This window comes from Hallella mizrahii, from assembly GCF_009695775.1.
GTDB lineage: Bacteria > Bacteroidota > Bacteroidia > Bacteroidales > Bacteroidaceae > Prevotella > Prevotella mizrahii.
On the sequence record NZ_VUNG01000022.1, the window covers coordinates 1 to 12610 of the forward strand.

The following is a 12610-nucleotide window of genomic DNA, read 5'->3' on the forward strand; positions in this document are numbered from 1 at the left end:
GCTAAGGAAGGACAGATGCTCTCGCAAGAATGTAACTGTAAAGATTATCGGAACAAGTTCCAATGCGCAAGAATTGCTTGCTTTGGAACGTAAGGCCCGTGAGTTTATAGACTCACAACTTGGTCAGTCTATTCCGATGGACTATCATTACCCTTTCGAAGACGATCTTGAGCGTTTCCTCTCTGGTATTTCCAATACGCAGATTCAAGTGATTGGCCCCGAGCTATATATGGACGTCTTTACGACAAGATAGGTTATAGCGGGATAAACAACGAGATGTTCCGTCATTTGGTCATTTGTCGCCTATTTAATCCAGGCAGCAAACTCCGCACAGTGGAGTATCTCCGCCAATACCTGAATAAAGACTACGACGTGGAAGCCATATACAAGTTCCTTGATAACCTTTGTTTCCGCAAAGACAATATGCTCATAAAATCGGCTTTGGGTGGCGCAAAATAGGTAAACAGGATGAAGGATTTGACGATTAGATATGAATGTCCATGAATTGATCAATCATTCTATTTCTTGCATCATAATTTGCAATTCTGATTATTTATGCCTATCTTTGCATAAATTATTAAACCTATAGGTCAAATACCTTCATACTTATGAAAAGATATATTGTTTTAATACTTCTATTCAATTTCGTATCTTCTATGTATGCACAACAAATGGTTGTGGATACCATTCGCTATCGTTTCTCTTATGCAATAAAAGGGACTTTGTCAGAAACGTCTAAACGACAATACGATGATGAACTAAGTGTGGAAGTTGGAGATAGCGTGACGTATTGTTATAGTCGTTATCAGAAGGACAATGATGATTTATGGAAAAAAATAAAGTCATCCGGTGGCTCTGCCAATGACTTTCTTGCGCAGCAAGGCCCAATAAGCTTATACGATGAGGTGGATATTAAGCATTATCCTAACTATAACAAGATGACTGTTATTACCCTTCTTTATAAGCATTTTATCTACTCGGAGGATTTGGCTGAAATGAATTGGACTTTATTACCAGGTGATACTGTGATTTTGGATATTCCATGCAAGAAAGCTCAATGCACTTTTAGAGGTAGAACGTGGTATGCCTATTATACATTTTCGATTCCTATTCATGATGGGCCTTGGAAACTTGGAGGCTTGCCGGGTATGATCCTTTATGCAAAGGATCAAAAAGAGCAGTTCTCCTTTAGTTGTATTGGCATCAAAACAAATGTGAACATGCCAATGGTGGTGGACTTTAAAAATGCTCTTAAGTCAACCCCTCTTAAGGTTCAGAAATTGAAGCAATTGCAAGAGGCTAACCATCAAGCTTATTCCAAAATAATGGGTATTACCGGCATTCATTATGGTACCAAGTCAAAGTCTCGTGTGGCTTGTCTGAAAGAATATTACTAAACAGTTGCAGTATTGAAAAATTTAATATTACTGGTATTGTTGGCATTGCCTTTCAGTACAATCGCACAGGACTTCAGAGGCTTTGTTAAGGATGCTAAAACGCATAAACCTTTGGATTATGCGTCTGTAGTGGCAATGGACAGTATTGGCAATCCTGTAGCATTCAAGAATACAGTTGGCGACGGCAGCTTTTCTCTGAGCGTGTCTGACGATCAACGAGTGAAAAGCTTGTCTGTGAGTTATTTGGGCTATGCGATGGCCGAAGTACCAATAACAGAATATCGTCCCGGAATGACGATCTTTCTGCGTCAGGATGCCATTAACATCAAAGAAGTGGAAGTGAAGAGTAAGCGCTTACAACAGAAAAGTGATACTCTCATCTATTCTGTTGCCGGTTTTCGTCAGAAACAAGACAGAAGCATAGCTGATGTTATTGCGAAGATGCCGGGACTGGAGGTCTCCGACAAGGGAATGATCACCTATCAGGGAAAGCCCATTAATAAGTTTTATATTGAAGGACTCGACCTGATGGGCAGCAAGTATGGCATGGCTTCGGAAAATCTGTCAGCCAAGAAAGTAAAGAATGTGCAAGTGCTTAGAAACCATCAACCTATTAAAGCTTTGAAAGGTATAAATTTTTCTGATCAGGCAGCTTTGAATCTGATCTTAGAGGAAGATGCCAAAGAAGTGCTGAGTGGTGTGGCGGAAGTAGGCATCGGTGCTCAGATACAAAGTGGGGTAGGAAATGACTTCTTGCGTGACGGCAGAATAGTCGCGATGTTGTTTGGCAAGAAACATCAGAATTTTTCTATGTATAAATGGAACAATACAGGAAAGGACATACAGCATGAATTGAGAGATTTGACTTCGAGCTCTGATCTGGAAAGTGTTCAAAATGATTGGGTAAAAAATATTCCGGTCAGTGTGCCTGATCTGAAGTTGGAACGTTATAATTGCAACGATACACGAATCTTAGCCACCAATTGGCTTTCTAAGAAAGATGGAAACTCCACTCTTCGCTTTCAAGGTTCCTATCTGTTTGACAAAACCATAGGCTACAGAAAGGATGAGACGGTCTATACCACGATTTTGGGTATGCCAGTTATGGACGAGACGTATGACGCCAACAAATACAGACGGGAAGCAAAGATGGAAATACAGTATAAGCAAAATCAAGACAGTCTGTATTTGGAGAATCGTCTGAACGCGGCGGTCAACTGGAATGAATCTTCTGCTACAACAACGCTCAATGGAACTTCGGTTTACCAAAGCGTGCAACCAAGGAAAAGAGGCATCGATGACGATTTCAGCCTCATCAGGAAGCTGAGCAATGGGCGTAGCTTTCATATTGATGCGGGGATGAACTACAGCTATCTTCCGAGTAAACTGCTGACCTTGAGTGACACGATGCCGCAAAAATTGAATGTGGAGTCGCTTGACGCAAGGGTCTCTACAGCATTCCGCCATCTTCTCTTTGGTATGTATATCTCTTACGAAGCTCAGTTAAGCTATCATCATGATGGTCTTGATTTAGCAGGCAATGCGCCTCAAAAGGCCAACTATAGAGAAATAAAACTGAAGGTGTCGCCTCGCATTAGCTTTGAACGATATGGTATTCTGTCATCGTTGTCCGTGCCTTGCTATATTGGCGATTATCGGCTAGCAGGCAATGACGATAAGAAAATGTTTGTGAATCCCTATTTCAATATCGGTTACAAGGTTGACGCGACGATCGACATGGACTTTTATTATAGCCATCAGTATACTTGTTTTGGCATCAATAACAATGTGCCAATGAATTACTTTGTAGATTATGCGACTACGATAAAAGGCAGTGGTAAACTTGACTTCACTTCACTTGACAACTATAGCGGAGATTTTAAATATTCCAATCCCAACATTGGACTATTCTTTAATCTATCAGGGAGTTATGTCAAGACCAGTGATGTCCCTATGTTTACTTATGACTATCAAGACAATGTGTACACAATGCAAACGCTTGATAGAAAATCATGTAACGAACAGCTGCTTGGCTCTGCTGAGGTGAGCAAGGCTCTGGGGTATGGCAAAACAACATTTACGCTCGCTGGTCGTGTGATGCAAAACAACTATGGCGCATGGATCTCGCAACAGGAAAACCGCTGTCACTTGCAGTTTTGGTCAGCCTATTTCAAATTCTCTTTCATGCCAAGTACACGATTCTCTTTGGAAGAGATGTCTACATTCAATAGCGTGAAATCCAGTAACACCACACATCCTGAATTAAACACGACAGCAAAGAACTCGTTCAACCATCATATAACATTGTTCTTTATGCCCGGAAACTGGCAATTCGACTGGACTCATGAACTCTATCACAGCAATGATCATAGTGTCAATACCGCTTATTTCTCGGATTTCAAGGTGACGTACAGTCAGAAAAGATATGAGTTGAGTCTCTGTGCCAATAACATCTTTGGAACGACGAAATATGAGCGGACGACAATTTCAGACAGTTACATGCAGTATACTCTAAGTCGTCTGCGCCCAAGAGAGCTCATGGCGAAGATTGCATTCTCGCTATAGCTTTCTTCTGCCAAAGAAGTATTGTCCTTTATGCTTGGTTCTGTTGCCAAACTCGATGGCGTGGTGCGGACAATGGTGATAGCAGGCGAAGCAAGTCAGACATTGACCATTGTGGAGCCAACGGGGCTCTTTGCCGAGTCCACCGTCGATGTCGTGGACAGGACAGACAGAAGCGCAGATGCCGCATTTCACACAACGGTCTGAAACGACATGGAAAGGCTTGTCGGTGATCAGCCAGCGGTAGAAGGCTGCGCCGAGGACGCGACTGTTGATGCGCGGCCAACGGCCGATGGTCAGACGCTCTACGTGCTTCTGATGTTGTTCGATCAGTTGGGCAAACCCCTTCAGGTCTTCCGCAGCCTTGTCCTGCTTGGCTTTCTCCCGCTCTTTCTTGTCCACATCCATGAAGGGCAGGCCGACATACGACTCCGGCATCAGCAACGAGAAAGCGGCATCGAGCTTGATGCCTTTCTCGGACAACACGTGGCGGAAGATGTCCATGGCTTCGCCTACCGTGTCACCGGCAGTGCAGAGCGCATAGACATAGTGCCCGGTGGTATCGATGACGAGTTGCTTCACGAAGTCAACGACGATGCGCGGAGGACGCCAGCCGTGGATAGGGAAGCAAAAGCCGATGTCCTCGCCCGGTTCCAGCTGAGCGGTGAAAGGCTCGGCGCTGTTCTTGGCGATGTTGATGAGCCGGTCGCTGGTGTAGAAGCCCAACTGTTTGGCGGCCCAGGCGGTATTGCCTGTTGCGGAGAAGAAAAAGATCATGAGTGCTTAGTTAACCTTGCATGAGAAAATAAGCTGCCACCAACACCCCAAGGGTGACAGCAGCGACGATAAGTTTGAGAAGACAACTTGCTACCTTGCGCATGATGAGAATGCCAGCGACAAAGGCCAGTATCAGAATGACGTAGAAAGTGAAGTGAGTGTCCATAAATTGAGCTGTTGTAGTTAATGTCTCTATTGATGTTTTTGCGGATTACTGGTTCCAAAGAGCCGGCGGAAGGTCACGGGGATGGGCGTGCTGAACTCCATAGGCTTGTGCGTGACAGGGTGATAGAAGCAGAGCACGTAAGCATGGAGGCAGAGACGTCCGATCGGATCATCGCCATTGCCGTATTTGATGTCACCGCAGACCGGATGCCCCATGTCGGCGGAGTGCACACGTATCTGGTTTTTGCGTCCTGTCTCCAGTTTGAATTCCACGAGCGAGTGCTCTCTGCTGCGGTCGAGCGTATAGAAGTGGGTGATGGCCAGTTTGCCGTCGCCCTCCCGTTGACTGCTGTAGGTGACATAGGCCCGGTTCTCTTTGAGCCAGCTGGTGATGGTGCCCTGGTCTTGCTCCATCACACCGGAGAGCACTGCCACGTAGCGGCGGTCATAGACCGTATGGTGCCAGTCCTCTTCCAGTTTCAACTCAGTCTTCTTATCCTTGGCATAGATCATCAGTCCGCTGGTGTCGCGGTCGAGACGGTGCACCACGTGAGCAGTACAATGCTGTCGGGTCTGCTCGAAGTATTCGTCCAGCACCGACTTGACGTTCAGCGTGCTGTGACCGGCGGCCATGGAGAGGATGCCTACGTTTTTCTCTACCACGACGAGGTAGGGATCTTCGTAGACAATCTTCACGTAATGGTTTTTAAGCGTGAGGTTGCGTTTTGTCTTGCTGACGGCAATCTTCATCCCTGCCTTGAGTGGATAGTCGTATCGCGTGATCGTCTTGCCATTGACCTGAATGCCGCACCCTTGCAGTGTGGCTTTGATTTTGGAATGGCTGCCGTCGAGATGGGTGAGTAGCCAGTCCAGCAGTTGGGCATCAGCCTCAACCGTGTAGTGATCGAACTGTTTCATGCCAGAATAGTGTGTCGTTTTTTATTCTTTTCTCTTCCAAATGGAGACGATCTTGTGTCTGATGGCGATGATGTTGCAGATGCTCACCAAGGCAAAGAGACAGAGTCCGAGGAGGATAGCCGGCAGCATCGTACCACTGTCGATATCGGGGAAGAGCGTCTCGATGACACCCATGTAGTAGTCACGAACGAAGTAGAGCGTGCCCCAGGCAATGAGTAGCACACCGGTGTTGAGTCCGATGGTGAGCAATTGGTAGGGCCGTGCGACATTATTGGGGCTGTAGCCGATGAGCAGCAGGTTCTCAAGCTTCGATGAGTTCTTCTGTACGAGCAGGTAGATGCTCAGCATGAGAATGTAGAAACTCAGGATGGAGATGACCAGACCGACAACCATGACCATGGTGACGATCATTCTCAAGAAATATGTGGTCTTTTCTGCCTGCAACTTGTCGTCTTCCACCTCGTAGCCTTTTTGGTCGATATATTTCGTCACCTTCTCGTTGGCAGGATTGTCAACCTGCATGATCAGTCGGGTAGGATCGGAGTGGCTGCCCGGTGCGAAGTAGTTGTTGCTCCAGTCCATGAAGGCCTGCGGCACGAGAATCGTATTGAGTCGCGACGAGAAGCCGATGACCTTGCCTTTGAAGCGGTCGGCGTGTCCGTTGCCGTGGATGAAGATGTCGAAGTTGATCATCCCCACGAGGCCATCGCTGATCTTAGGCAGAGAACGGCTTTGGGCAAAGCCAAAGTTATACATGGTGATATAGGCACGCGGCAGGATGATGGGCACGACATGGTCGCCCGGCGTGTATTTCCAACTGCCCTTGGGCGCGTCGACGAAATGATCGGGGATGCTCTCGAAGAAGAGCTCGGAGTTGAGCACGTTGACCCCGTTGACACCCATATTGGCTTCCACCTTATATTCTGTGGAGGTGAAGGTGCCCACGCTGGAGGCAAACGGTTGATTCTCCACGTCGTTGACCTCAGCGGGCGTGAAAGTGTTGGTGCGGCCGGAGATGGTGTTGCCCATGCCAATCTTCTTGCTGACGATGATATAGTCGGACTTCATGAAGGAGTCTTCCGATGTGAAGACGGGCATCACGTCGCGATAGAACTGATAGCCCAGCAACACGATGAGCATGCCAAAGAGGTTGGCAAAGAAAAATCCCACAAACTGGGGTATGCTGATATGCTGACGGAGCAGCTTCCAAACTAAGTTCATAGCAATAATGTCTTTTCGTAGTTTAAGTCCATGTGTTTACCGATGCTGGTGACGACGACACCGGCTCCCTGTGCCTTGGCTTCGGTCATCATGATGTCTGCCATGATGCGTGAGTTGTTGTCGTCGAGGTGAGAGATCGGTTCGTCGGCGAGCAGGAAGTCAAACGGCTGTACGAGTGCGCGGATCATTGCCACGCGCTGCTGCTGTCCAAAGGACATGCGTCCGATCTTGGCATCGAGTTTGTCGCCGATGCCCAGCATGTCAAACCATTGGCGGATGGTGGCGTCGTCTTTGAAGTTGGTCAGCTTATTCTTGATTTGTACATTTTCCCAGGCAGTGAGTTCCGGAAACAATCTCAGCTCCTGAAACAGATGGCTGATATGCTGTTGACGCATTTCCACCCAGTCCTTGACTTTGAAGGTTTTAGTATCGCGGTCATCAAACATCACGGTACCGCTGTAATCGTGACGGTAGCCGACGATATAACTGCAAAAAGTACTCTTTCCCTTACCCGATTCCGCCTCTACTAGATAGAGGTGTCCTCGCTCGAATTTCACGTTTTGCTTCCATATCTCAGATTTCAGGTCTTTGCTCTGTTGGAACACCTGCGGCAGAACGGAAGTCAAATTAATGGTTTGCATATCTCTGAATGAATATAGTCCCATCCTTCTCTGAAATGAAGGGGATGGGCAGAATTTTATTTTAGTGTATATACGATGGCATTGAGTTTGCCGAAAAGCGGTGAAAGCATTCCAGTGACGGCCTGCGCCTTGCTGCCATTGACGGTGGCAAGGTTGATGACCATTACCAGTTTCTGTCCGATGATGGCTTGTTGCAACTGTGCGTCGATAGGATGAGTGGCTGCCTTGATGCTCTGTAAAGCCTTCTCCTTAGAGCTGCCGCTCATGTATTGCCAGTCCTGTGTGACACCAAAGAAGTAGGTGGTCTTCGAATCTGTATAGTAGTAGCAGTCTCTTCCCCAGTCACCGATGTGTCCGCCCTGCGGTACACTCTGCTTCCAATAGTCCACATCACCGAGCCAGTCAGCGTTTTTGAGTTGTGCGGCCATGGTCATCTGGAAATTGTCAGAGCCAAGGGAAGGCGCGATGATGGTCATGTCGCCATTGACGCCTTTGATGATGTTGTCCATATCGATGGCAGAGTTGATGCCGGCCAAGAGAGCCTGGAGCCCTCTGTTTTGTTGCATAAGTTTGATGAACTTCGTGCCGTTGACATTGAGGAACATGCCGATCATGTCGTTCTTGGCCATTGACTTCACATATTTGCCTTTGATGGGGCGGTAGATGGCATGAGCCTGCTGCAAAGCCTGCTCGATATTGCGCTTGAAGGAGAAGGTTTGCCCATTGATATGGAGGCGTCCATTGGCTACTTTCATCTCAGCGGCAATATACACGTCAGCAGGATTGGCGTCGCGCGGAGCACCTAAGGTGAAGGGAGCGACAAACTGGTCGGGTAGGGCACTGGTCTGACAGACGAGTGACATCGGTGCGTTGATGGAGTCGAGCTTGTCGTAGACGGGTGTTGCTTTGATGCCGTTGTCTTCGTCTTCCCCCAGATATTTAGCCATGAGCGACATCATCTCGGCTTGGGCGGCCGGTACGACGGGACCCATGAGCAATGCAGCCTGCTTTGACCAACCGAGAATCCAGTTGTTGGGCAAAGCCGCGAAGTTGTAGTCGCGCTTATGGTGTATGTCAATCTTCAGACGCTTGACGGTCTTTTCTAAGTCGTCATCGTCTTTAACTTTGGCACAGAGTCCCAAATTGCCTTGAGCGTCCTCAAAGAAGAATATATCCTCAGAGAGGTCGAGACCGGCATCCTCGATGTTGCTTACGTGAAGCATCGCTTTGAGCATGGTAGGGCTGCCGACGCCACTGAGCTTGGCAGGCTTCATGGAGATCAGCAGTGTGCTGTTGCCGGGGATGGCATTGATATAATCGTCATTGGAACATGAGCAGAGTGTCAATGCCAGTGCCATGAATAGTGAAAGTAAAAATGATATTCTTTTCATTGTCGTTACCCGTTATAGATCATCTATAGAGATTTCTGCTTTATACCTATATATAATAATGTGTCTGGCAATTGTCGCCTTAGACGTTTCGTTTGGACAGCTGAGCCATGGCGACAGCCATCAGTCCGGCAGTTTCTGTGCGCAGTCGGCTGCTTCCCAAGGTGATGGACTCATAACCTTGGCTGATGGCTTCCCTCACCTCCTCAATAGAGAAGTCGCCTTCCGGACCGATGAGTATGGTCACATCCTCCTCTTGTGGCGTTTGTTGTAAGGTTTGGAAGAGGTCGGCACGGTCGATTTCGTCATAGCAGTGGGCTATGAATTTCCGGCCTTCCCGGGGGGTATGGATGAAGTCGCTGAACTTTGTCAGTTCGTTGACAATTGGTTTCCATGCCTTGCGGCTTTGCTTGACGGCACCGACAACAATTTTCTCGATACGGTCGGTGCGGATCGTTGTGCGCTCAGAGAACTGACATCTGAGAAATGTGAGCTCGTCGAAACCGATCTCGGTGCATTTCTCTGTCATCCATTCCATGCGGTCCATCATCTTTGTAGGAGCGATGGCGAGATGGATCCGGCCGTTCCACGTCTTTTTCTGGGATAAAGTCTGCCGGATATTGTAGAGGCAGTGCTTGGTGCTGGCGGCAGAGATTTCAGCCTGATAGAAGGTGCCGCATCCGTCCATGAGAAACATCTCATCACCGGCTTGCATGCGCAGCACCCTCAAAGCATGTTGCGCTTCTTCTTTCGGCAGCTCGTTTTGATGGCTGGCATCTGGCACATAGAAATATCTTTCTTCCTTCATAGCTGTTGGATGTTATTGGGCATTCTCTGCTTTGTCTTTGTCTTCTTGGCTGCGTTTCTTATCCTCTTCCTCTCTTTTCTTCAACTCGTCCCTAAGCTCAGAGGCTATCTCGTAGCGTTCGGTCTTCACGGCATTGTCGAGGAGGTTGTGGAGCATAGGTTCGCTGAGGATGTTGAGAGGCAGTTGCAATCCTTTGGCATTGGGCTGATAGACAGAACTTTGTCTGCGAAACAAAGCCGCGTCCATGAAGATAGGGATCTCGTTGTGGCTCACAATCGAGAGCAGAATAGCCGTGTCGGCATTAATGGGAAGGCTGAACTGATTCTCTTCGTTGATAAGTAATGCCTTGTATATGCCATCTTCCAATGTGTTGATACGGACAGACAGTTCCAATGAGGTCTGCCAATGGATCATCTCCCAGAGAATCTTGGCAATGTCATCGTTGTTGATGTCATTGCTTTTTCTCTCAGTTATCTCTTTGAGAATCTTTCTGCTGCATGTGATCACGAGTTGACGTTGCTGCTCCTGATCAGAGAGGAGCAGCAGGCCGTCTTGTTCTTTGCCGTTAACCTCAGCGGCAGCTTGGAATTTAAGCTGTATACTTGCCATGGTCTGAAAGCGATTATTTTGTGGCTTTATCCTTCTTGGGACGGAAGATCAATGCGAAAGCGACGCCTACAATGAGGGCATAGCCTGCAAAGACATACCAGCATGCCTGCCATTGAGTGACACCACCGACAGTATGCAGGTCTACAACCTCTTGAGCGGCCAGTGAGCCGATCGTGGCGCCTAAGCCATTGGTCATGAGCATGAAGAGTCCTTGCGCCGAAGAGCGAAGGCAAGGGTCTGTGGCCTTATCGACAAACAAGGAACCAGAGATGTTGAAGAAGTCGAAGGCGACTCCATAGATGATCATCGAGGCCACGAACATCCAAACCTTGTTGCCCGGATCACCGGCACCGAGGAGACCGAAGCGAAGTACCCATGCAAACATAGCGATGAGCATGACGTTCTTAATGCCGAAATGCTTCATGAAGAAAGGAATCATTAGTATGCATAGCGTCTCGCTGATCTGGGAAATTGAATAGAGAATGACTGAGTGCTTCACACCAAAGGTATCAGCGAACTCCGGTATCTTGGCGAAACTCTCAATAAATGGAGTGGCAAAGCCATTGGTGATCTGCAGACTGACACCCAGCAGCATGGAAAAGATGAAGAAGATAGCCATCTTCTTTTGACGAAACAGCGTGAAGGCACGCAGACCGAAAGCATCGACCAGACTCTTATGCTTGTCGTCATGGCTGACAGGACAGGCTGGCAGGGTGAACGTATAGAGGAAGAGAAGGATGCTCAGTGCGCCGCTGACGACAAACTGCAACTCGTTGGCCTTGAATCCCATGATGTCGACAAACCACATGCTACAGATGAAGCCTACCGTACCAAAGACACGGATTGGCGGAAAATCCTTCACGGTGTCCATACCGGCTTGTGTGAGTGCACTGTAAGCTACAGAGTTGCTTAGTGCCAGGGTAGGCATATAGAATGCTACGCTGACGGAGTAAAGGGTGAACAAAGTGGCAAAGGTCACGTTCGTGCCTGCATAATAGCCATAGGCTGCAGCTCCCATCATAAAAGCGCCGGCCAACAGATGGCAGATGCCAAGAAGGCGCTGGGCCGGTATCCATCGGTCTGCTACAATGCCCATGAGAGCAGGCATGAAGATAGACACGATGCCTTGCATGGCAAAGAAGGAACCGATATGAGTGGACATTCCTGCATTGGTGAGGTAGATACCCATGCATGTAAGGTAAGCGCCCCATACAGCGAATTGCAGGAAATTCATGAATGCTAAACGCACTTTTAAGTTCATAGCTATTATTTACTTTATTGTTGTGATCAGTCTTGTTGCGTTAGTAACTTATTGTTGATTGACGGAATGATAGCTTCCGTTACTCCATGAGAGTTGTCTTATGACCAAGACCTGATGGAGTTCCTTGTATTCTTCATCGGACAGCAGAGGGCGGGATAATCTTAGACGGAGGGTGTTGTCTTCGGCACTTATTTCCGCCAACACCATTTTGGGATCGATCTTTTCCTTTAGTGCTTTGTAGGTCAGCTCCGACATTGTGTCGGGTTTTGTCGTCAGCATATCAGCGAGGTCGTTGACGGACGGTGCACCTAAGAATTGGGCCGTGGACAGCTCTTTCCAATCTTGTGTGAAGAAGCGTATGGCGCTTTCGCCTGTTGGGATGGAGTCCTTATCGACAGAACCGGCCAGCCAGGTTTCAACAAGACATACGATGGAATCCTGATTTGATGTGGGAAGTAATTTCAGTTGTATAGATTTGGTAGCATTGAGTTGGATATGGGCGTAACTGTTTGTCAATGTGTCCATTCTACATTTGCCTTCAAGCAGATTGTCGACACTTCCATCTACATGCATGGAAGCATAGGAGGGCATCTCCTGTCTTTGTTGCGGGTCGAGATAAGGAATAATAGTATCCGGCATCGTTTTCCAAATCTCAGCGACTGTCTTTGCCGGGAGGTGAATACTGAACGTTGTAAGCATCAGCACAAGAGTCATCAGCAGGGTCCGGCTGACGGCATGATCTTTTTCCATAACGATACTATTATTATATTGCATACTTAGATGGCTATTTGATTAAACCGGCAAATCATCTCATGGATGATCTTCCACTCTTCTTTTTGGCTTACAAAGTTATGAAAAAAGCG

The 12610-nt window shown here is 47.6% G+C and carries 14 protein-coding genes; 4 read left to right on the forward strand and 10 right to left on the reverse strand.

Annotated features, from left to right (window positions below; genetic code table 11):
- The 4 genes from FYJ73_RS15710 to FYJ73_RS09100 all read left to right on the forward strand — a co-directional run.
- The coding region (locus tag FYJ73_RS15710) for a hypothetical protein (RefSeq protein WP_206081751.1) at window positions 1–253 on the forward strand (253 nt) is incomplete at its 5' end.
- A gap of 23 nt (window positions 254–276) precedes the next feature.
- Complete coding sequence (locus FYJ73_RS15715; protein ID WP_154533302.1) at window positions 277–459, forward strand: hypothetical protein; 183 nt, start codon at window positions 277–279, stop codon at window positions 457–459.
- Window positions 460–608: 149 nt separating this feature from the next.
- Complete coding sequence (locus tag FYJ73_RS09095) at window positions 609–1397, forward strand: GLPGLI family protein (RefSeq protein WP_154534398.1); 789 nt, start codon at window positions 609–611, stop codon at window positions 1395–1397.
- 12 nt (window positions 1398–1409) lie between these two features.
- The gene (locus FYJ73_RS09100; RefSeq protein ID WP_154534400.1) at window positions 1410–3962 is read left to right on the forward strand and encodes a peptidase associated/transthyretin-like domain-containing protein; all 2553 of its coding nucleotides are present in this window, start codon (window positions 1410–1412) and stop codon (window positions 3960–3962) included.
- Here FYJ73_RS09100 and FYJ73_RS09105 read toward each other — a convergent pair.
- From FYJ73_RS09105 to FYJ73_RS09150, 10 genes are all read right to left on the reverse strand, one after another.
- A complete protein-coding gene (locus tag FYJ73_RS09105; RefSeq protein ID WP_154534401.1) occupies window positions 3957–4736 on the reverse strand; it encodes an EFR1 family ferrodoxin in 780 nt (259 codons plus the stop codon). The two genes, FYJ73_RS09100 and FYJ73_RS09105, sit on opposite strands and share 6 nt — an antisense overlap.
- A 10-nt stretch (window positions 4737–4746) precedes the next feature.
- Complete coding sequence (locus FYJ73_RS09110) at window positions 4747–4902, reverse strand: hypothetical protein (protein WP_154534403.1); 156 nt, start codon at window positions 4900–4902, stop codon at window positions 4747–4749.
- Between the two features lie 26 nt (window positions 4903–4928).
- Window positions 4929–5819 (reverse strand): RluA family pseudouridine synthase, encoded by an 891-nt coding sequence (locus FYJ73_RS09115; protein ID WP_154534404.1) that lies wholly within the window; start codon window positions 5817–5819, stop codon window positions 4929–4931.
- A gap of 21 nt (window positions 5820–5840) precedes the next feature.
- Complete coding sequence (locus tag FYJ73_RS09120) at window positions 5841–7040, reverse strand: cell division FtsX domain-containing protein (RefSeq protein WP_154534405.1); 1200 nt, start codon at window positions 7038–7040, stop codon at window positions 5841–5843.
- Window positions 7037–7681 carry an ATP-binding cassette domain-containing protein gene (locus tag FYJ73_RS09125; RefSeq protein ID WP_154534407.1) on the reverse strand — a complete coding sequence of 215 codons (645 nt, stop codon included), beginning with the start codon at window positions 7679–7681 and terminating at the stop codon, window positions 7037–7039. Before FYJ73_RS09125 ends, FYJ73_RS09120 begins: the two co-directional genes overlap by 4 nt.
- Window positions 7682–7737: 56 nt before the next feature.
- Complete coding sequence (locus FYJ73_RS09130) at window positions 7738–9072, reverse strand: DUF4836 family protein (RefSeq protein ID WP_154534409.1); 1335 nt, start codon at window positions 9070–9072, stop codon at window positions 7738–7740.
- Between the two features lie 79 nt (window positions 9073–9151).
- A complete protein-coding gene (locus FYJ73_RS09135) occupies window positions 9152–9877 on the reverse strand; it encodes a 16S rRNA (uracil(1498)-N(3))-methyltransferase (RefSeq protein WP_154534413.1) in 726 nt (241 codons plus the stop codon).
- Window positions 9878–9889: 12 nt separating this feature from the next.
- A complete protein-coding gene (locus FYJ73_RS09140; RefSeq protein WP_154534415.1) occupies window positions 9890–10486 on the reverse strand; it encodes a UvrB/UvrC motif-containing protein in 597 nt (198 codons plus the stop codon).
- Between the two features lie 13 nt (window positions 10487–10499).
- Entirely contained in the window at window positions 10500–11747 is a 1248-nt protein-coding gene (locus FYJ73_RS09145) for a nucleoside permease (protein ID WP_154534417.1), read from the reverse strand.
- Window positions 11748–11795: 48 nt separating this feature from the next.
- Complete coding sequence (locus FYJ73_RS09150) at window positions 11796–12497, reverse strand: DUF3256 family protein (RefSeq protein ID WP_206081752.1); 702 nt, start codon at window positions 12495–12497, stop codon at window positions 11796–11798.
- Between the last annotated feature and the right edge of the window lie 113 nt (window positions 12498–12610).

Excerpts from the sequence above, each read along its gene's own strand:
- FYJ73_RS15715 (WP_154533302.1), top strand. The coding sequence starts at position 277 with ATGTTCCGTCATTTGGTCATTTGTCGCCTATTTAATCCAGGCAGCAAA.
- FYJ73_RS09095 (WP_154534398.1), top strand. The coding sequence starts at position 609 with ATGAAAAGATATATTGTTTTAATACTTCTATTCAATTTCGTATCTTCT.
- FYJ73_RS09105 (WP_154534401.1), bottom strand. The coding sequence starts at position 4,736 with ATGATCTTTTTCTTCTCCGCAACAGGCAATACCGCCTGGGCCGCCAAA.
- FYJ73_RS09110 (WP_154534403.1), bottom strand. The coding sequence starts at position 4,902 with ATGGACACTCACTTCACTTTCTACGTCATTCTGATACTGGCCTTTGTC.
- FYJ73_RS09115 (WP_154534404.1), bottom strand. The coding sequence starts at position 5,819 with ATGAAACAGTTCGATCACTACACGGTTGAGGCTGATGCCCAACTGCTG.
- FYJ73_RS09120 (WP_154534405.1), bottom strand. The coding sequence starts at position 7,040 with ATGAACTTAGTTTGGAAGCTGCTCCGTCAGCATATCAGCATACCCCAG.
- FYJ73_RS09125 (WP_154534407.1), bottom strand. The coding sequence starts at position 7,681 with ATGCAAACCATTAATTTGACTTCCGTTCTGCCGCAGGTGTTCCAACAG.
- FYJ73_RS09130 (WP_154534409.1), bottom strand. The coding sequence starts at position 9,072 with ATGAAAAGAATATCATTTTTACTTTCACTATTCATGGCACTGGCATTG.
- FYJ73_RS09135 (WP_154534413.1), bottom strand. The coding sequence starts at position 9,877 with ATGAAGGAAGAAAGATATTTCTATGTGCCAGATGCCAGCCATCAAAAC.
- FYJ73_RS09140 (WP_154534415.1), bottom strand. The coding sequence starts at position 10,486 with ATGGCAAGTATACAGCTTAAATTCCAAGCTGCCGCTGAGGTTAACGGC.
- FYJ73_RS09145 (WP_154534417.1), bottom strand. The coding sequence starts at position 11,747 with ATGAACTTAAAAGTGCGTTTAGCATTCATGAATTTCCTGCAATTCGCT.
- FYJ73_RS09150 (WP_206081752.1), bottom strand. The coding sequence starts at position 12,497 with ATGGAAAAAGATCATGCCGTCAGCCGGACCCTGCTGATGACTCTTGTG.